A 20,846-nucleotide genomic window follows, 5' to 3' on the forward strand; every position below is an offset into this window, starting at 1 on the left:
TATGTATTTTAATCTTCTGCTCTTCTGTAGGATTGATCTCTGTTTTGAAACTTTTCCTTCTCCGGTATCAAAGTTTGCCTTTCCGTCGGTGAGAATCACAAGAATTCCCGGTTCTTCCGGATTCTTCCGTTTTTCTGTTTCCAGAACCTCTATGGCTTTCCGGTTTTCAAACACCACCATACCGGCCCGTTCCCGTTCACTGTACACCCGCTCCAGAATGGACAGCACTGCGCTTTTTACAAAAGTCTACTCACACAATACCTCTTTTGCCTGCGTACCATGCTTCCGGAAGGAATAACCGTAAAACAGATCCAGGATTGTCTGCTCATCCATTTCCGGATGGTCTTTTTGGAGTTTTTCGGCCATTTTTTCCGTAAAATAGTTCTGCTGCGGTGATTCCCCAAGAAGCAGGATCTGACGGAGCATGGCATTCAGATTGTCAATCAGGTATGGTTTCGCCCTGCCTTCTGTCCTCTCTCCCAGGCAGTCCTAGTTGATACCAGTCTCGGGTCAAACTGCACCAGATTCCGGCCGGAAGGCAGGATGTCCGGATTTTTCACCACATCACCAGCTGTTCCCACCGGAACATATCTGCCGTTTAATCCATGGAGCAGCCCACTGATTTCTTCTTGGCTGATCTTATGAAGTCCGTCCGTAATCAGGCTGTTTTCATATTCATAGAGCTGTTCTTCCTGAAAATCCAGATCCTTCTCTGAGCAGCTTTCTCCTGCATTTCTTTTAAGAAAGCCACATTTTCCAGACTGCACCCCGATATTTTCCAGAAGATCCCCGCAGCGCTCCGAAGCACTCTGAAGGCTTTCCCGGTATTCTCCGATCATCTCTTTCAGCTCCTGAAAATCCCCGTACAGATCACTCTTTTTCAGTTCCGGCGCCCGGTAACTGATCAGGGTTGCCAGGGAACGGCGTTTGGCAATCATGGCCTCCGAAGGATTTACAATATAATAGTAATAAAAATGAGGCACCGTACCGACCAGCCGGTCCGGCCAGCAGTCTCCGGTCATGCCATTCTCCTTTCCAGGAAGAAATTCCAACGTCCCGTGGGTTCCGAAATGAATGATGGCGTCCGCCTATGACAAACAGCTCCTGAAGTTCTTCCCCGGAACATTCCTCCGTATCATAACCGGCCTCTTTCAGCCCTTTTAACAGCTCCGCCGCCGATGCAAACGTATCCAGAAAAGCCCCTCCGAACACATTGCTCTCTCCCGGTGGATAATTATAGAACACAATGGCCAGATGTTTTTCACTGTTTTTCTTTTTCTGCAGAGCCAGAAGTCCAGAAAGTCTCCCATCCAGCGCCTGGATTTACTCCGTCTGCCATCTGCCATTCTTCCCCGGAAACCCTGGTCAGGCAAAAAGGTTTCAGATATGGAACATCCAGTTCTTTCAGAATTTCCACGGCCTGATCCGCGTCACCGCCCATGGGACCTGCCCCAAGCCGGAAAGGCATCAGGCTGATCACTGCGGAAATCGTAATTCCCGGCTGGTTCAGAAAAGCTTTCAGTTTTTTCAGATCTCCGTCCTCATTCTGGGAAAAAGCCACCGGCAGAATATTATATTTTTCTCCCAGTTTCTCTGCCACAGCCTGTACCACAGGGAGAAAATCATTGGGATAGGAATGGCCGTAAAAAAGAAGGGCTATGGTTTCCCGTTTCCGGTCATATTTTTTCTGTTTCCAGAACTTCGACGGATTATCTCAGGTTTCCAGAGAAAAAGGATCTTTTAGATAAATTCCGTATTCCATGGTACACGGCTTTTCTTTTGGAAGAAATTTCCGGCCGCCATACTGCCTGAGAATCAGATGCATAAAAGATTCCATATCCGTCCTGGTTGCCTGCTGCCAGTAATCCATCAGCAGAAACACATTTTTCATATCCCTGGTGATTCCAAAGGGCAGAATATTTCCCATCATCAGTGCCATCCGCCGCATCCGGTACATTTTCAGAAGTGCACTGCCGGAGGGCAGGTACCGAAACGGCTATTATCGTAAATTTCATATTTTTCTCCTGTCTGTATACATTCTTACCAGCATTCCTCCGCTATGCAAAGTATATCACAAAACATATGAAAAATCCCCCTGCATCCTGCTTTCTGTGCCAGGGGAAGCACCCGGCAGGACGAGGGGGAAAGTTAAACTTTATTTATTGGTTTTTCAGAAATTTATTTTACTTTTACAGTAACAAGAACGGTCTTGCTTCCTGCATTGTACCTGGTGGTTGCTTTGGAATAAATTTTCACTTTGACCTTATAAGTTCCTTTTTTCAGGCCCTTCTTCACGGTGATTTTTCCGTTTGTCTTATTTACGGTAAAGGCAGAGCTTCCGGATACTTTTGCATAAGTCAGAGTTCCTTTGCTGCTTGTGGAAGCGCCAAGTGTAAACACCTGGGATTTCTTACGCAGTGCGCTGTAGGAAATAGCCTTGGAAGTGATCTTTGTTTTCAGTACCGGAGTTGCCTTTGCAACCTTGATGGTCATGGTCTTTGTTGCTGCCTTGTAGCTTGTACTTGCCTTTGCGGTAATGGTAATCTTTACAGTTCCGACACCTTTGATGGTAACTTTACCTTTGCTGTCTACGGTAGCAATCTTTGTGTTGGAAGACTTGTAGGTCAGTCCTGTTTTTGCCTTTGCGCCAAGGTAGAATGCTTTGTCCCCGTATTTCTTGGAAACAACACCTTTGGTGTTCTTTACGGTAACAGTGATGGTCTGTGCTTTGATGGCTGACGGATCTGTCGGAGCTTTCTCTGTCTCTGCAAAATCCTTGTCATCTGCAGTTGTTTTCTTCAGTGTGGAGTAATCCAGTTTCAGGTAAACATTCTGCTTTCCGGTACCTGCGGTAATGGCATCCATAATCGGAACAAATACCTGCATCGGAACATATTCCCCATTTTCTTCCGTCATAGCCTCCTGGCAGAGCGGGAATGTTACATCATTCGGATAATTGGTTCCGAAGTCATCTTTCAGAGTCTTTCCATTTGAGAACTTCTGAAGGGAATCTACCTGAACCGGAAGCAGTGTACCGCTTGGCTCACCGGTCTTGGAAACGGTGTATCCGGTTGCATAATAGTTCAGATCCTTCAGGTAACCTTTCAGGGAACCAACCGTCAGGCTGTTGAAGTTCATGCTGATGTATGGAAGTCCATCTTTCATTACCAGTTTTACATTGTGGTTGATAGCATTGTTGCTCATGGACATATCCACTTTGTTTACCTTGACCATCTGGCCGTTTAATTTGTAAACGCCGTCGGAAAGTGTAGCAAGTTTGGTAGCGTTGGTACCCTCGGAAAGATTGTCAAGAGTATCCCAGTACAGGGTGATGGTAGAATTGATGTTAAATTTACCGTGGTCAAAGTTTACTCCGGAAACCTCGCCGTTGAGGTTTTTCATAGCTTCCACATAAAGGGATACGTTATTGACGTAAGTCTGGCTGATTCCGTCAAGCGGAACGGTGATATCTGTAACAACGGAGCAGTCACCGATGGTCGGTGCTGTCATCTTTTCTGTGGAATAAGTGACACCTTCCATGGAAAGAGCTTTGCTGGTATCTCCGTTTGGATAGTATCCATTATAGCCCAGAACGTACAGCGGCTCGCCGGTTGTTCCGGAAACCATCTTGTAGGTCAGCCACATTTTTCCGGCATCATCTACACGAAGATATGCGCCGGCTTTTTTGCTCTCGCCTACCAGACCGTGGTCTACCACATCAGTACGGTCTTTCATCTCAATGTAATAAAGTCCTGCAGCCGGTTTCTCAGACGGAGCATCCGGAATTACTTCCTGCTCGATCTTTACACCAAGTGCATTCATGGTTGCGTTTTTGATTGCGTTGGAAGAATAGGTAGCTCCGGTAACGGTATCCAGATCATTGAGTTTCTGGGCATCGTTCATGTAAAGGCCGGTAAGCTTCTCTTTCATTCCCTTTGTGCTTCCAAGGCCGTTGATTGCCTTGTTCAGGTACATCTGGTTATCATCTGCATGGGTTCCCTTGAAATCATTTCCTGCAAGAGCCACATCGGTAATTCGTCCGTCTTTTACTGTTACCTGGGAAGTTACGTTGTAGTTACCAAACTGCTCCACCTCTGCAGTGCTGACCTCGGTTGTAAAGTTCAGGGACGGATCGCCGGATTCTTTTTTTTCTGCATAATCAATCTGAAGGAAAGCGTCCGGCGCATAACCCATGGCATCTACATACATGCTTAAATACACGCCGTTATTGGAATAGGTATCTTTCGGGATGGTAAAGGAGATGGTTTCCGGAACATCATGGTTTCCGCTTCCGTCTGCCTTCGATACATTTTGTGTGGCAACCACATCTGCCGCAACGGTATCTCCGGATGGTTTGACTCCCTGGTAAACCTTGAAATCGTAAGCATAGTCTGTAAGGGTTCCTACGGTTACGCTTCGAAGGTTTGTGGAAATCTTCGCGGTTCCGTCTGCCTCAAAAGTCAGGGTTCCGAATTTTCCCGGGCATGCCACTGCCGCACTGTCCTGATCCAGGTTGTGGGCGTTCTTTAAAGTGAGCGGTACGATGTAAGTTTTTGTGGTGTCAAAAGATACGCCGTTGATGGTTACAGTTCTTTCTTCATCAGAAAAAACTGCGGTTCCGTCGCTGAGTCCGAAAGGATCTGCCGCTTCCTGAGAAATCTCCAGGGCATCTTCGCTCTGCTCCAGATCCTCTGTTTCTTCTGCATCGGCTTCTTCTGCTTCATTTTCTTCTGCAAAAACGTCCTCTGCCTCTCCCTCTGTCTCCGCTTCTTCAGCCAGGTCCTGTGCGTCTTCTGTGCTCTCTATCAGAGGCTGATCCTCTGCCATGGCTGTTACCGGAACCATGGAAGTTGCCATCATGGAGGCAAGAAGAACTGCAATTACTTTCTTTTTCATTCTTTTTCGCCTTTCTTTTATTTTTTGTGATACAAACCCGGGACAAACAGCCGCTTGTTGTCTCAGGCTAACTCTCTGTGGTTATTCTACCTGCAAGTGTTAGTCCGGGTCAACTGTTTTCTTATGTTCGGTTCCCTCCGGGAACGGTTATGAATAGCAAAAAATACCGTAAATACAGGGATTTGCAGATTTTTGGCACAAAAAAAAGCCGAAATTTCTTCATTTCGGCCTTTAATACAACGCACCGGCTTTCGGGAGAAAAGCCGGTGCGTGCACATAAGTGAAATCAATGAATAGAAAGAATTTGTTTATTTAACTTTTACAGTTACGGTCATGGTTCTGCTGGCTGCATTGTAGTTGCCTTTTGCAGCAGATTTGATCTGAACTTTTACTCTGTAAGTTCCTTTCTTAAGACCTTTCTTTACAGTAAATTTACCAGTCTTGCTGTTTACTGTGATGGCAGAAGTTCCGGAAAGTTTCTTAAAAGTCAGAGTTCCTTTGCTTGCCACAGAAGTTCCAAGTGTAAATACCTGGGATTTCTTTTTCAGTGTATTGTAGGAGATCGCCTTGGAGCTGATCTTGGTTGTGATGGAGGGAGTCTTCTTTGCAACTTTGATCACAAGATCCCTGGTTGCTGCCTTATATGTGGAGGTCGCTTTTGCAGTCATGGTAATTCTTACTGCACCTGTACCCTTGATGGTAACTTTTCCTTTGCTGTCTACCGTTGCAACCTTTGTGTTGGAGGACTTGTAGGTCAGTCCGCCTTTTGCCTTTGCACCAATGTAGAACACCTTGTCACCGTATTTCTTTGTGACAGTACCTTTGGTATTCTTTACGGTAACGGTGATGGTCTGTGTATTCTTCTTCACAAGTTTGGCCTTCGCTGCTGCCAGAGACTTGGTTGCGGAAGTTACCTGAGCCTCGGAGTGATCCGCATTATTTAGGACTTTCTCAGCAGATGTAAGGGCTGTTGTGAATGTTTTGAATGTGGAAGCTGTGTAATCTGTGGATTTCAGCTTCTTGCCTGCTGTAACTGCGGATTTCAGAGCGCTGACGGATTTTGCGGTAGCTACTGCCTGAAGTTTTGCAACTGCGTCATTCAGCTCTTTTGCTTTCTGTGCAACAACATCACCCTGGATATCCTCATCTGCAGAAGCATCAATTTCATCGTAAACAGCTTTTGCTGCTGCGTAGCTTGCCTTGGTGTATGCGGAAGCATTTACCGCTTCGAAAGCTCTCATGGCTTTACCCAGGTCGTTAGCTGTAACTGTGAAGGTACGGTCACCGGTCTGGGTGATGGTGTACTGGGAGGTACGGGTGGAACCTTCGAGAAGGGCTTTCGCATCTACTGAGTTTCCATTATAATCAGTCTCTGCAATTGTCCAGGAACTATCCTGTACATGGGTAAGACCACCACCCATAACTGCATTCAGAGCAAATGTTCCACTGACTTTTGTTCCATTAGTAACGTATGCAGCACCAGCTGACATTCCCTGTAAATAATTTCCCACGCAGGTAATATTATCCCGAATAATTGTTGCGTTTGCTGCATTTCCTGCAAAAATACCATCTTCACTGACTACTTTTCCAGTCTTCTCAGCAGAACTGTCAATCACACGGCAGGTTCCTGCATTTCCAGTAATTCCTGACTCTGTTGTTAATACATGACCATTTAAATCAAATGTACAGTTTTTATAATATGAAACTGTTGATGTATTCACATCTTTATTTAATTTTACAGTCTGTCCAGCGGTTGCATAAGATAATGTAAGTGCAGCATTTTCTTCTGAAATCTGCTTTGCTACATTTCCATCCTTATCATAAACGGTTGCTACCGGATCTACTACTTCCGGCTCTTTTCCATCCATAACTGTCTGATAGCCTGCATATTCTCCTTCGGTTACATTCGCAAGAATTTTTCCTTCCGGTGTTATATATGCACCATCGATACTGCTTTCTGAACCTTTAAAATATCCGCCTTCAAGTCGAACCGGGAATCCCTGGGATTTTACAGCATAACCAGCTTCATTCTCATAGACACCATTTTTTACAGTCACAAGACCGGATCCTGTAATCTCCAGTGCTCCATAGTAATTTGCAGATGTTTTAGAAACGATATTTTCCAGCGTCACATCGCCACTTCCACCAACTGCAAGACCCCCAAAGTTGTCATCATGAATTGTCAGTTCGTCTGCATCAATAGTAGCCTTATTTGTTACTGTTGTGTTGGTTACTGTTGCAGAAGTACCACTTAAATTCAATCCTCCCAGATTACAGTTATTTATTGTTGTTTTTTCTCCTGTTCCACTGGAAACATAAACTCCTTTATCTGCTGTACAGGAATCCATAATAACGTCAATACCATTTTCCAGAGATGCAAAAGTAACATTCATCTCACCACCAATGGATGTATCTGTCTGTACAGTATTAATCAGAGTACAATTTGTCAATTTGACAGTTACACGTGGATTATCTTTCAAACTTGCCTGTGCACCACTGTAAACTCTGTTTCCAATCTGTCCGTCAATAACAACTCCTTCTGCTGTAAATGAACCTTTCTGTACAGAGATAGAAGTTGAGGAACGACTGCTTTCAGAATATTTCTCACGTGTGATTTTTCCTGTTTTTTCTGCACTGCTGTCGATTACAGTCACATCACCTTTAATCATAATCAGATTGTCTGCCTGCGCCAGCACATGACCATTAAGATCCAGTGTACCACCTCTGATTGCAAGATCTTCTGTCAGAGTAACATCCTCGTCTAATTTCACAGTGCTTCCAGCTTTCATGTTTTTCAGCTGAGTCAGAGTATCTGCTTTTACCACATATTCCTTCTCAACTGTAGAGGTTGCACTTGTGTCATTACTTACTTTTTCTACATTAGACCAGTCCAGACCAATGCAGGCATCCTGATTTACAGACATGACTTCAATATACATACGGGTAGCAACTACGTTCTGTTTCAGATCCGGAATTGTAAAACTGATCTGTGATGGTTTTTTCTTACCAGCCTGTACTTTTGATGCATCTACACGGGCTTTAAAGCGGGCTCCTGTAGTAGCATTTGCAGTTCCGTCCAGATAATCCTGTGTATTCTCATAGATCGTCCAGTCAGATGCTGCTCCTGTCATTCCCATCGCTGAAATTGCCTGTACTCCTGTTGTCAGTGTTGCGGTTCCATCTTCATGGATTACCAGAGTGGCATTTCCTGTAAAGCATCCTGCGGCCATGGAAACCTGGCTCATATAATTTGCAGAGGTATACTGATTGGTAGTTTCTGATTTTCCGCCATTCAAAAGTTCAATTGGAAGACTGTAAGTTCCAGGTGCCAGTTTCTTTTGAAAATTGCCACGGCCAACCGTAACCTCATTTGAAACAGGTACTAATTTTTCGATTGCTGTTTCAAGTTTTTCGATTGCATCGTGAACATCATCTTTATTTCCACGATTTTCAATTACTTCCTTAGCCGCATTGATAGTATTTGCCAGATTTGCAGCTTTCCAGCTCTCTGCTGTATAGTCGTTTTTATCTAAAGCTTCTGCCTGTGCAATTTTCTGTTCCAGTACTGTAGTATCATATTTTCGTACAAGCTGACCCATCCATGTATTCAGAGAACTTTTTGCTCTTCTGACTTTTGTTTTTGTATCACGGTTTGCAATGACTTCTTCTGCGGTGTCAATTGCATCCTGTACATATTTCCAGGTTTTCACTGTGTAATCTGTCTCGTTCAGCGCTTTTGCCTGTGCCAACACTTCTTTCAGCTCTGTCTGATCTCCGGCTGCAACCAGCTTGCCCATCGCATTTGTCAGCGCAGTAGCTGCCGCATCCACAGCCTCCTGAGATTCTTTTTTCTCAAGAGCCTCTTTTGCTGCTGCATTTGCAGTGTCAATAGCTTCCTTGTTTCCGTCCCAGGAAGCTTTTGTATAAGCCATCTCATCCAGGGCATCTGCCTGTGCGATGGCTGCTTCCAGTGCTGTGGTGTCTACACCAACCTGCTCTTTTTCCGCATTTGCATAGTCCACATTCATAAATGCATCCTGTATTGCATTCATAAGTTCAATGTACATGCTTACATAGACACCATCCTGTGTTTTATCCGGAATATCAAATGTGATGCTGTTTACATTTCCATCTTCATCTACAGTATACTCTGCATCCGTGGACTCTGTTTTTTCGGAGTTCTTGTAAACCTTCCAGTCTTTTGCATAAGCAACCTGTCCTCTGACATTGGCCGCCTGAATCGGAACCGTAAGTTTTGCACTTCCATCCTCAGCAACTACCAGAGTACCCTTTCCCGCAATGCAGGAAGCTGCCATAGATTCTTTTGTCGGATCACTTGCATTCATCAAAGTAACCGTTACCGCATAGGCACCTTTTTCCAGGCTGGTATTTGCGCTTCCAAATCCGGTCTGAACCGTATCAGAAACCGCATCTGCCGCTGCTTCCTGTACCACTGCATCGCCATCTGAGAAACCATCCTCTGCAGTAAGTTCCGCCGCATCCTCTGCATCCTGCAGTTCCTCCGCTGCCTGATCTGTATTCTCCTCAGTAGTAAGCGTAATATCCTCCTGCTCCTGCACTTCCGCCTCCGGAGCCTCACTTACCTCTTCTGCCTCTGTGTCAGGTGTTTCCGCAGAAACCTCATCCTGAAACTCCACATCAGCCGCAGATACCGGTACAATGGATGTTGTCGCAATCAGCGCTGCCATCGTGCAGGATGACAGACGAAGCCACAAATTCTTTCTTCTCATTTCTTTCCTCCTTATGTCGTACAAGGTGTCATACACCGTTCTTTTAAGTTACCCGGATAAACAGCCGCTTGTTATCCAAAGCTAACTCTCTGGTGACATTTTAATCATAAGTGTTAGTTCCGGTCAACTATTTTTTCTCCTTCCGTTCCCGGCAAGAACCGTTTCTGAAATCAGAAAAGCCTTTAAATATCAGCTTTTCCAGATTTTGAGTACAAAAAAAAGCCGAAATTTCTTCATTTCGGCTTTTAATCTGTGTACGAAAAATAATACTTAATATTCCTTCGCGGGGCGGTAGTGCTACGGCGGTCACATTTTCAATGCGAGAATACGCAGGGGGAAGGCCATCTCAGAGTTCCGTAAGCCCGAAGGCCCTCCCCCTGCACCCCCCCCCACCCTCTTGGGCACGGAAGAAGTTCTTCGTTGTTGTATGCGTAACGTTATTAACTTTTATCTGTATGCTGCGATATTCAGAATGATACACTGTGCCGATCTGGGGCCTGGGTTCTTCGGTGTTCAGAATGATACAACGTGCCGATCTGGTTCTTAGATTCTTCGGTATTCAGAATGAAACGCCACGCCAATACAGCTACACTTTCATAATCACAGGACAGGACGCCAAGTCCACTTCCGTCCGCGGTTCTTTCTTATCGGTTGGATGCATCAGCCTGTGGGAGAGGATATCGATCTGGGCTGTTGCGTAGGAGGGGTGATTACTACTTGGACTGCGGGAGATGGCGTTATTGCGGCAGAGTCAGCTGTCTGAGCCAACGGCGAGTTCTGGCTCTGCCGCAATGATTTTAGCCAGCTCACGGAGTCCTAGTAGTATCCCCCGACGGAGTCCCTGCCCAGATCGATATCCTCTCCCGCAGGCGTCCGTTCGTCATCCATCCGTCCATACATCCTACATCCAAAACATCAAAAGCGCCGTACTCTCCGGCATATGTGCCTTCCCCACACTGCAAGTAACTGTAATCGGAACCATCCCCTTCACATTCCCCAGCCGCGTTTTCATAAACCGACATGCACTCAAAGGAATCCGAACCTTCCCCTCACGGATAGCCGCCTCATAAAGCTGCCCCTGATCCTCATACTTCAGAGAAGAAAGCCGTCCCCTCATATCAGCCCCGTCAATCCGCGAATGAGCATGCATCTCCCTGATAATCAGTTCAATCCAGTTCCCTCTGTTGTTATTACGGATACAGGCCAGATGCTCAAATCCATTATTCGCCATGGAAAGCCTGGTACCCTCCGAACCCAGCTGATAAATGGCAATCCCCACATCAAAGCGGCCCTTTTCCAGAACATTCTCCAGATAATAAGAAGTTTCCTCCTCCGCAATCTGCTGATTCCTGGACTCCTTTACCTGCCCGGAATTCCTGGTCATCGTCATAAGAAGACTGTAATCCACATTTTCAACCAGCTGCCTGGTCTTTTCCGTGATTTCCACCTCCGGTATCCCAATCCGCTCCAGATATAGTCCCACTTCCTTCAGAATCCTCTGATAAGTTCTAAGTGCTTGCGTTCCTTTTTCCGTAAATTCATAAGTATCTGTGAGATATCCCACGCCCATGCATTCCTTGAAGAAACGGCTGACAGGACCATGGCTGACACCGCAGGTATCCGCAATCAGCGCCACACTGCCTCTTTTTTTGCCGATTTTGGCAAGTTCTGTAAGATAACGGATCTGCAACATAGATGGATGCAGCAGATCTTCGGTATTTTCTTTTTCCATAATAACCTCCTACCAGATATGTACATCTAGCTCACGGCTGTTCCAGTCCATCGGTTTCTCTCCTTCTCTGGCAAAAGCAACCAGAGCGGTTCCCTCTATGACCGGATCGTGATGCCGGATAAAATATTCAAATATACCGGTAGGAATTACCGGATTTCCGTTTTCTCTGCGTGCTTTTGTCCAGCCGGTCTCCGGATCCATATACCAGAGCGCAAGTCTGTTCTCCTCCCCGGAAGTGCAGAACAGCTCAAAAAAGCTGTCTTCTTTTTTTACATGGAGACAGGTCTGTTCTTTATAATCTTTAAATTCACCGGCCAGCCTTCTGGGGCATGTTTTTTCCATGTAATAAATGCCCATCATAAAAGGATAGTCTCCCGGCTCATAGCGGTACCGGAGATCTGTATTTCGCATCACTCTCTCAAAAGTGCTTCCATAATTAACAAAATTGCAGATCTGCTGTACCGTCTCCTCGCTTGCCACATGTTCCATCCTGCAGGCGTCTTCTTCCGCAGTACTGCTGCCTACACCAACATACTGCAGAAACTGGGTAAAGGTTTCATGGCGGTGCCGACACTCCTCTCCCCGGATTCGGCCCAGTTCTGTAAGACAGACGTAGGCGTTTTTTTCTTCCATTTTTACGTAACCCTGAGCAGCAAGCTGTTTCAGATAAGCCAGCACCTCCCGCCTGGTCATCTCCATCCGTCCACAGATCTCTGGGATGGTGATCTGTGCACTTTTTTTCGCAAGAAAACAGAGCTCTTCCAGCATATCTTCCTCGGTTTCCCGCCGGGAAGAAGGCATACTGTGGCCCAGTTCTTCTGTAAACTCTTGATTCTTTTTCATTGTTTTTTCTTTTCTGAACTTCATTTATATTTGCGGCTGTGTTAGTTTAGTCTAATTCATTATAGGAGATGGCCCACACCGCTGTCAAGAGGGTAAAAAAATCCCACCAGACAGATTACAGTGGAGGCTGTAATTTGACTGGTGGGTTTTTAATTATACTCTCGGCTTCACACCTTTGGTGTCTCTCTTGGCAAGTTTGACTTTATTCAGCACATACTGCTTGTCATGATAGGTAATAGCGTATTCCTGGCGGCTTTCCAGGAGGTAGGCATGGTGGATGCGGTCTTCGCCGGTAAGCTTCATGCCGCGGACGCCCATGGCGTTTTTCTTGGTGACAGAAATCTCGGTTTTCATGATGCGGAGGAAGTAGCCTTTTTCTGACTGGAATACTACCTGATCCATCTCGTCTGCCGCACCTACGAATACCAGACGGTCATCTTCCATAAGCTTGGTGGAAACAATGGTACGTTTGGAAGCGCGGAACTCGTCACCCTTTACCAGCTTGCACATACCATTTTCTGTAACAAAAAGTACTGTGGAAGCTGCTACCTGGCTCAGCGGAGCCACATAGAGGATCTGCTCGGTAGTACTGTCATAATTACCCAGATTGTCCGCAGGAACTCCCTTGTCGCGGAAACGCACCAGCGGAATATCCTCTGCTTTCACTGTATGAAGCTTTCCGGTATCTGTAAAAATACAGATCTTGTCCGTGTTCATGCAGATAAACACGTAACGGCTCTCTGCATGGGCAGCTTCTTTGTTTCGCTCATAGGCGTTCTTGTCAATAAGGCGGATATATCCGAAACGGTCCATCAGGAAGCAGACTTCTGTCTCTTCCATCTTCTTCTCTTCGTAAACCGCTTCCTCTGCATTCTCTATGGAAGTCTTACGTTTGCTGCCGTATTCCTTCTTGATCTGATCCAGTTCTGTCATGATCACAGCTGCCATGGAATCATAATTGTTCAGAATATCCTCATACCTTGCAATATTCTTCATGGTCTCCTCATGCTCTTTCATCAGGGCATCGATTTCCAGTCCGATCAGTTTATAAAGGCGCATATCCAGAATGGCTGTGGCCTGCTTCTCTGTAAATTTCAGGGCTTTTGCCGTTTTTTCGGAAGTCTTGATTTTAAATCGGATTCCTTCCGTAATGCCATCTGTAAGGCATTTTTTTACCTGGTCACGGCTCTTACTGCCACGGAGAATCTCGATGATCAGGTCGATAACATCGCAGGCTTTGATAAGGCCTTCCTGGATTTCCCGTCTTTCCTGCTCCTTTGCAAGAAGCGTGGTATATTTCCTGGAATTGACTTCAAATACAAAGTCTACGTGATGGGCGATGATCTGCTTCAGTCCCAGTGTTTCCGGTCTTCCGTCTGCAACTGCCAGCATGTTGACACCGAAGGTATCCTCAAGCCTGGTCTTCTTGTAGAGCATGTTGGTAAGGTTCTCCACATCTGCGTCACGCTTCAGTTCCAGAACAATACGGATTCCCTCCTTGGATGACTGGTTGGAAATATCCACAATGTCCGTTGTCTTCTTGGCTTCTACAAGAGTTGCGATATCGTTGAGGAATTTTCCGATGTTGGCACCGATCATGGTGTAAGGGATCTCTGTGATCACCAGCTGCTGGCGGCCGCCTTTCAGCTTCTCCACTTCCACACGTCCGCGGATACGAAGCTTGCCGGTTCCGGATTCATAGATCTTTACAAGGTCGTCCTTGTTTACTACGATACCACCTGTCGGGAAATCCGGTCCTTTCAGATAGCGCATCAGGCCTCTGGTACTGATATCGTTATTTTTCATGTATGCCTTCACTGCATCCACCACCTCGCCCAGGTTGTGAGGCGGAATGCTGGTGGCCATACCTACGGCGATTCCGTCTGCTCCGTTTACAAGAAGGTTCGGGATACGCACCGGAAGTACCACAGGCTCTTTCTCTGTCTCGTCGAAGTTCGGCATAAAGTTCACAACGTTCTTATCCAGATCTTCCAGAAAAACTTCCTGTGTCAGCTTCTCCAGCCGGGCTTCTGTGTATCGCATGGCTGCAGCTCCGTCTCCCTCGATGGAACCGAAATTTCCATGTCCGTCAACCAGTGTGCGGCCTTTTTTGAATTCCTGTGCCATTACTACAAGGGCATCATAGATGGAGCTGTCTCCATGTGGATGATATTTACCCATGGTATCTCCTACGATACGGGCACATTTACGGTACGGGCGGTCGTACCGGATACCCAGCTCGTACATATCGTAAAGAGTACGGCGCTGTACCGGCTTCAGTCCGTCACGTACATCCGGCAGCGCTCTGGAAATGATAACGCTCATGGCGTAATCGATATATGATTTCTGCATGATCTCCGCATAGTCTGTGCGGATGATATTGTCCTGTTTCGTATTCATAGTTTATTCTCCCAATTTCTATCCGATCAGATATCCAGTTCTGCATCTGTAGCATGCTCGTAGATAAATGCCTTACGTGGCGGAACATCGCTTCCCATAAGGATCTCTGTCACATCAGAAGCCATGCGGGCATCTTCGATCTCCACACGCTTCATCATTCGGGTCTCCGGATTCAGAGTCGTCTCCCACAGCTGCTGGGCGTCCATCTCTCCCAGACCTTTATATCTCTGAAGGGTAAAACTTCCCGGTTTATGGCTCCGGCGGTATTTCTCCAGAGCCTTGTCATCGTAGAGATATTCCTCCTGTCCCTTCTTGGGCATCACTTTATAAAGAGGCGGCATGGCAATATATACATGTCCCTCATAGATCAGTTCCGGCATAAAACGGTAGAATAATGTCAAAAGCAGCGTGGAGATATGGGCTCCGTCCACATCGGCATCGGCCATAATTACAATCTTATCGTAACGGAGTTTGGTGATATCGAAATCGTTTCCGTATCCTTCGGAAAAGCCACATCCAAAAGCGTTGATCATGGTCTTGATCTCCGCATTGGCCAGTACCTTGTCGATGGTGGCTTTCTCTACATTGAGGATCTTACCGCGGATAGGCAGGATAGCCTGATAGTTACGGTCTCTGGCAGTCTTGGCAGAACCGCCGGCGGAATCTCCCTCTACAATAAAGATCTCGCAGAGAGACGGATCTTTCTTCTCACAGTTGGCCAGCTTGCCGTTGGAATCAAAAGAGTATTTCTGCTTGGTGAGAAGATTGGTCTTGGCACGTTCTTCCGTCTTACGGATCTTGGCCGCTTTTTCCGCACAGGAAAGTACCGTCTTCAGTGTTTCCAGGTTTCGGTCAAAGAAGAGTACCAGCTGTTCCCCTGTCACTTTACCGGTGGCTCTGGACGCATCCTGGTTGTCCAGCTTGGTCTTGGTCTGGCCCTCAAAACGGGGTGCCGGATGTTTGATGGAGACAACGGCTGTCATACCATTTCGGATATCTGCTCCTGTAAAGTTGGAATCTTTATCTTTCAGTACACCGATCTCACGTGCGTAAGTGTTCATTACGGTTGTAAAGGTTGTCTTAAAACCGGTCAGATGTGTTCCGCCTTCTGCATTGTAGATATTGTTACAGAATCCAAGGACGTTCTCACGGAATTCATTGGTAAACTGAAAAGCTATCTCCACCTGGATTCCGTCTGCCTCTCCTTTAAAGTAGACCGGATCATGAAGTGGTTGTGCGTTCTTATTGAGATCACGGATAAATCCCACGATTCCCTCCGGCTCATGATACTGGATATCTTCGATCGTATCCCCTCTTCGGTCCTCAAAATGGATCGTAAGTTCCGGGTTCAGGTAAGCAGTCTCGTGAAGACGGCTCTTTACATCGGCTGCCCCGAATCTTGTTTTCTCAAAGATCTCCGGGTCCGGAAGGAAGTTCACACAGGTTCCGGTTCCTCTGGTTTTCCCCAGCTTCGGGAGAAGTCCTGCTTCCAGTTCAATGGTAGGGATTCCTCTCTCATAGTGGTCATGATGTACATAGCCGTCACGGCTGATCTTAATATCCAGATAGGTGGACAATGCATTTACAACCGAAGAGCCCACGCCATGAAGTCCACCGCTTGTCTTATATGCGGAATTATCAAACTTACCGCCTGCATGAAGAGTTGTAAAAACAAGTCGTTCCGCTGACACGCCCTTGGCATGCATATCTACCGGGATTCCTCGTCCGTTATCTTCTACTGTACAGGAACCGTCCTTCTCAAGAACTACATGGATCAGGCTGCAATATCCTGCAAGGTGCTCGTCTACCGCATTGTCTACGATCTCATATATCAGATGGTTCAGTCCCTTTCTGGATACGCTTCCGATGTACATACCGGGGCGCTTTCGTACGGCCTCGAGGCCTTCCAGGACAGAGATACTGTCCGCATCATAAGTGTCTTTTTTTGCCATTCCACTGATTCCTTTCTTTTTCTTTTCGAACATTTGTTTGTATTATATCAGAAATTTGCTTTTTCGTAAAGCAGACATTTATATTCCTACTATATTATATAGTTACTATATTGATTTCTGTAAAATATTCCTTTTTTCTTTTCACAGTATAGCAGCTCAGGAAATCTGTCTGTCCGGCAGGCAGATATTCGCACCCCCGCTGGGGACTTCTTTAATTCGGGTCAAGCAGGGGACTTACTTAATTTGGTTAAAAGACTGATTTCTTCAGCCGCCACAGCCTATCTATTCTATCAAACCCCCTTTAAAACTGCAAGTAAAATCCGGTTCCTGAAACTCCCCGAAAAATTTTTTAAAAAAAATGAAAAAAGTACTTGCATTTTGAAAAAAAGTGTTATATACTAACGAAGTCGGTTGAGGGAAACAATTTAAACGACAGAAACAAATGAATATGGCCAGTTGGTCAAGGGGCTAAGACGCCGCCCTCTCACGGCGGAAACACGGGTTCGATTCCCGTACTGGCTATTGCGTAAAAGCAGTTAGAAACCTTATTCTAACTGCTTTTTTCGTTGCTCCGGAAGTGATGAAAAACAGGGGTGTAATCAAAAGTGTAATCAACTATATGTTTTGATACTTTTTTGCATTTTTTTATTTTCTGTTTTATAATTTCCCCTGAAAAAAAACTTAAGATAAGGGGTGACTTCTCATGCATCACAAACTTTCTTTTCGCAGAAAACTGCAGGCGTTTTTTCTTTCGCTGCTGCTTGTTCTGCTGACAACGGCAGGAGTTCCCTCTGCTGCTTATACAGCTGAGGCTGCTTCTGCTGACACGACGATGGCTGTCCATTTTCTGGATGTTGGACAGGGACTTTCCATCCTGGTCCAGTCGCGGGGTAAGAATCTTCTGTATGACGGCGGTGACCGGGGACATTCCAGTTTCGTGGTTTCGTATCTGCAGAAACAGAATATTTCCACCATCGATTATATGATCTCCTCCCATTATGACGAGGATCATGTGGCCGGTCTTGTTGGATGTCTGGACAGTTTTTCCGTAAAAAATGTGATCGGTGCGGATTATGTGCAGGATACGAAGATCTATCAGTCTTTCGAAAACAGCGTTGCCGCTCAGGGACTGACTGTGCAGCATCCGGAACCTGGAACGGATTTCTCTTTCGGAAGCGGGAAATTTACGGTTCTTTCTCCCCAGTCCATCAGCAGCAATGATAACGATAATTCTGTTGCGATCCGACTGGAAAACGGAAGCAATCATTTCCTGTTTACGGGAGATGCGGAGTCTGCCGGTGAGGAAGCGATCTGTAATCTGGGACTGGATCTTTCCTGCGATGTGATTGTTCCGGGGCATCATGGTTCTGCCACTGCTACTACCTGGGATCTGCTCCAGGAGACAGTTCCGGAATATGCAGTGATCAGCTGCGGCGCAGGTAATTCCTACGGGCATCCACATAAGGATACTATGGACAAACTTGCCGATATGGGAATCCAGGTGTTCCGTACGGATGAGCAAGGTACGGTGATCGCGGTCAGTGACGGAAATAACATTGAGTGGAACCAGAGTCCGTGTAATGATTATTCTGCGGGTGATGAATCAGATACTGGTACGCAGCCTTCTTCTGCTTATGATAATTCTGGTACATCCGGATATAGTTCTTCCAATGGGGCCGGGGATTCTCAGGCTGAAGTGCAGGCTGATCCGGAACCGGTCGGAGATATGGTATGGATCTCCGCTACCGGAAGCAAGTATCACCGGATCCCCAACTGCGGAAATATGAACCCGGATAACGCTACGGAGATGACCCGCGCACAGGCGGAAGCTGCGGGGTATGAGGCTTGTAAGAAGTGTTATTAGAAACGACAATGTATTTCAGGCCTGGTGAGTATTATGTCATGTTAACGTAATATGGATAATCTTTAAGAATATTATTTAAGGACAGCTGTATCATACATTGATATGATATGGCTGTCCTTTTCTTTATGTATCTTATTATTTTCTCTTCTGTAGGGTCCTGGCTTATGCCTGGATAGATTCTGGCTGATTATTGTCTCTTATTCGAAGTTCAATTTCCAGCATTTCCTGATTGTCTTCAATTCTCGTTCCTATATTATTTTTCAATATCCTCCGCCGGCTCGGCCGGTACGAAGACTCTCTTCTTTTCTTTCTTCTCTTTTTTTGCGGCTTTGGCCCGCTCGGTGGCTTCCAGGCAGAATTCCATCTGGGAATTTATCAGGGTTTTTCCCCGTTTGTCCTGCTTCTCATAGAGACCGGAGGGCTTAAGGATATGCGCTTTTACATTGTCACGGAATTCCAGATCCAGCACATGTTTGATCTCGTCCTTGATTCCCTCATCTTCCACAGGGAAAACAATCTCCACACGACGGTCAAGATTACGTGGCATCCAGTCTGCACTTCCCATGTAGATCTCATCGGAACCACCATTGTGGAAATAGAAAATCCGGCTGTGCTCCAGGAAATTGCCGACAATGGAACGCACATGGATATTTTCACTGATACCCGGAATGCCCACTTTCAGACAGCAGATACCACGAACCAGAAGATCGATCTTTACACCGCAGGAAGAAGCGTAATACAGTGCCGCCATGATCGCAGGGTCACACAGGGAATTCATCTTCGCCACAATGTGAGCCTCTTCTCCGTCTTTCGCATGCTGTGCTTCTCTCTCGATCATTTTTACAAAACGGTCTTTCATCCAGATGGGCGCAACGATCAGACGATTCCAGCGTTTCGGCTCGGAATATCCGGAAAGCATGTTAAAGACAGCCGTTGCATCCTCACCAAACCGCTCATCACAGGTAAAAATACCGCAGTCTGTATAAAGTTTGGCTGTGGAATCATTATAGTTTCCGGTTGCCAGATGGACATAACGGCGGATTCCGTTTTCTTCTCTCCGCACAACAAGGGTGATCTTGCTGTGTGTCTTCAGTCCTACCAGACCATAAATTACATGGCAGCCTGCTTTTTCCAGCATTTTGGCCCAGACGATATTGTTTTCCTCGTCAAAACGTGCTTTCAGCTCTACAAGAACAGAAACCTGCTTGCCGTTTTCCGCAGCCTGAGCCAGCGCCGCAATAATAGGGGAATTGCCACTGACACGATACAGTGTCTGCTTGATTGCCAGTACATCCGGATCTTTTGCCGCCTGGCGCACAAAATTCACCACCGGATCAAAACTCATATATGGATGATGCAGGAACACATCCCCTTCCCGGATCACCTGGAAAATGTCTTTATCATTCTGAAATGCCGGTACTGCTGCCGGTTTGTACTTCGGCTCCTTGAACTGATCATATCCATCGATACCATAAACCTTCATCAGCATGGTCAGATCCAGCGGTCCGTTGATAAAAAAGATATCATCTCCATGAACCTGGAACTCCATCTTCAGGATATCCAGAAGCCTCGGGTCCATCTTATCTTCCACTTCCAGACGGATCACTTCGCCCCACTGACGCTTTTTCAGCTGTTTCTGGATCTCCACCAGAAGATCCTCCGCCTCATCCTCATCGATGGAAAGATCTGCATTACGCATGATCCGGTACGGATGTGCACAGATCACATCGTAGCTTAAAAACAGTTTGTCGATGTTCCGCTCAATGATCTGCTCCAGAAGCGTTACCGTTGTATGACCTTTTTTTTCGGAAGGGATGATCACCACTCTCGGAAGCACGGAAGGCACCTGCACGGTGGCAAAATCTATCTCTTCTTTTCCTTTTTTGGTATCTTTTCTGGAAAGAAGTGCTCCGATGTTCAGTGTCTTGTTACGGATCAACGGAAATGGTCTGGAAGAATCCATTGCCATGGGTGTCAGAACCGGATATACATTATCCTCAAAATACCGGTCCACAAATTCTTTCTGTTTCTCGGAAAATGCCTCATGCTCAAAGATCACATGAAGTCCTGCTTTTTCAAGGGCAGGAACCAGAGACCGGTTTAATGTACTGTACTGTACGTGAACCAGATCATGGGCCTGCTGACTGATGGCTTTCAGCTGCTCTTTGGCTGTCATTCCCGCAATGTCCGTTTTTTTGTACCCTGCATGGACCTGATCTTTCAGGGATGCCACACGGACCATGTAGAATTCATCCAGATTGGATGAGGTAATGCTCAAAAATTTCAGTCTTTCAAACAGAGGCAGATTTTTGTCCCTGGCCTCACTGAGCACGCGGTCATCAAATTTGATCCAGCTCAGCTCTCTGTTTACAAAATATTCCGGTTTGTCAAATTCCTTAAATTTCATA

The 20,846-nt window shown here is 46.1% G+C and carries 12 protein-coding genes, 1 tRNA gene and 2 pseudogenes; 2 read left to right on the forward strand and 13 right to left on the reverse strand.

Going from position 1 to position 20,846, the window contains the following annotated elements; translation table 11 throughout:
* From G5B06_RS19090 to G5B06_RS15825, 12 genes and pseudogenes are all read right to left on the reverse strand, one after another.
* Positions 1 to 180, reverse strand: a 180-nt coding sequence (locus G5B06_RS19090; RefSeq protein WP_244092703.1) for a hypothetical protein, incomplete at its 3' end; no start/stop codon positions are given.
* Positions 181 to 246: 66 nt separating this feature from the next.
* On the reverse strand, positions 247 to 426 hold the full coding sequence (locus G5B06_RS15775) for a hypothetical protein (RefSeq protein ID WP_173763069.1): 180 nt from the start codon (positions 424 to 426) through the stop codon (positions 247 to 249).
* 17 nt (positions 427 to 443) lie between these two features.
* Positions 444 to 1,022, reverse strand: a complete 579-nt coding sequence (locus G5B06_RS15780; RefSeq protein ID WP_173763068.1) for a cobaltochelatase subunit CobN — start codon at positions 1,020 to 1,022, stop codon at positions 444 to 446.
* A gap of 118 nt (positions 1,023 to 1,140) precedes the next feature.
* Positions 1,141 to 1,323, reverse strand: a pseudogene (locus G5B06_RS19840) (cobaltochelatase subunit CobN); the annotation flags it as partial.
* Positions 1,262 to 1,684: pseudogene (locus G5B06_RS15790) on the reverse strand (cobaltochelatase subunit CobN); the annotation flags it as partial. The pseudogenes G5B06_RS19840 and G5B06_RS15790, both read right to left, overlap by 62 nt.
* A 30-nt stretch (positions 1,685 to 1,714) precedes the next feature.
* On the reverse strand, positions 1,715 to 1,939 hold the full coding sequence (locus G5B06_RS15795; RefSeq protein ID WP_173763067.1) for a hypothetical protein: 225 nt from the start codon (positions 1,937 to 1,939) through the stop codon (positions 1,715 to 1,717).
* Between the two features lie 239 nt (positions 1,940 to 2,178).
* A complete protein-coding gene (locus tag G5B06_RS15800) occupies positions 2,179 to 4,896 on the reverse strand; it encodes an NEAT domain-containing protein (RefSeq protein WP_173763066.1) in 2,718 nt (905 codons plus the stop codon).
* A 308-nt stretch (positions 4,897 to 5,204) separates the two neighbouring features.
* Entirely contained in the window at positions 5,205 to 9,647 is a 4,443-nt protein-coding gene (locus tag G5B06_RS15805) for an FIVAR domain-containing protein (RefSeq protein WP_173772489.1), read from the reverse strand.
* A gap of 901 nt (positions 9,648 to 10,548) precedes the next feature.
* On the reverse strand, positions 10,549 to 11,379 hold the full coding sequence (locus tag G5B06_RS15810) for a hypothetical protein (RefSeq protein ID WP_173772491.1): 831 nt from the start codon (positions 11,377 to 11,379) through the stop codon (positions 10,549 to 10,551).
* Between the two features lie 9 nt (positions 11,380 to 11,388).
* Positions 11,389 to 12,222, reverse strand: coding sequence for a metal-dependent transcriptional regulator (locus G5B06_RS15815; protein WP_173763063.1), 834 nt, complete (start codon positions 12,220 to 12,222; stop codon positions 11,389 to 11,391).
* A 153-nt stretch (positions 12,223 to 12,375) separates the two neighbouring features.
* The gene (locus G5B06_RS15820; RefSeq protein ID WP_173772493.1) at positions 12,376 to 14,622 is read right to left on the reverse strand and encodes a DNA gyrase/topoisomerase IV subunit A; all 2,247 of its coding nucleotides are present in this window, start codon (positions 14,620 to 14,622) and stop codon (positions 12,376 to 12,378) included.
* Between the two features lie 26 nt (positions 14,623 to 14,648).
* Positions 14,649 to 16,574, reverse strand: a complete 1,926-nt coding sequence (locus G5B06_RS15825) for a DNA gyrase/topoisomerase IV subunit B (protein WP_118170294.1) — start codon at positions 16,572 to 16,574, stop codon at positions 14,649 to 14,651.
* Positions 16,575 to 17,024: 450 nt separating this feature from the next.
* Between G5B06_RS15825 and G5B06_RS15830 the strand changes: the two genes are divergently transcribed.
* Together G5B06_RS15830 and G5B06_RS15835 are read left to right on the forward strand one after the other, a co-directional pair.
* Positions 17,025 to 17,096, forward strand: a tRNA-Glu gene (locus tag G5B06_RS15830).
* Positions 17,097 to 17,277: 181 nt separating this feature from the next.
* The gene (locus G5B06_RS15835) at positions 17,278 to 18,438 is read left to right on the forward strand and encodes a ComEC/Rec2 family competence protein (protein WP_148447596.1); all 1,161 of its coding nucleotides are present in this window, start codon (positions 17,278 to 17,280) and stop codon (positions 18,436 to 18,438) included.
* A 253-nt stretch (positions 18,439 to 18,691) separates the two neighbouring features.
* On the opposite strand, the gene G5B06_RS15840 is transcribed toward G5B06_RS15835, so the two are convergent.
* Complete coding sequence (locus tag G5B06_RS15840; RefSeq protein ID WP_173763061.1) at positions 18,692 to 20,845, reverse strand: RNA degradosome polyphosphate kinase; 2,154 nt, start codon at positions 20,843 to 20,845, stop codon at positions 18,692 to 18,694.
* Position 20,846: the final 1 nt, after the last annotated feature.

Source organism: Blautia luti, assembly GCF_013304735.1.
Lineage (GTDB): Bacteria > Bacillota > Clostridia > Lachnospirales > Lachnospiraceae > Blautia_A.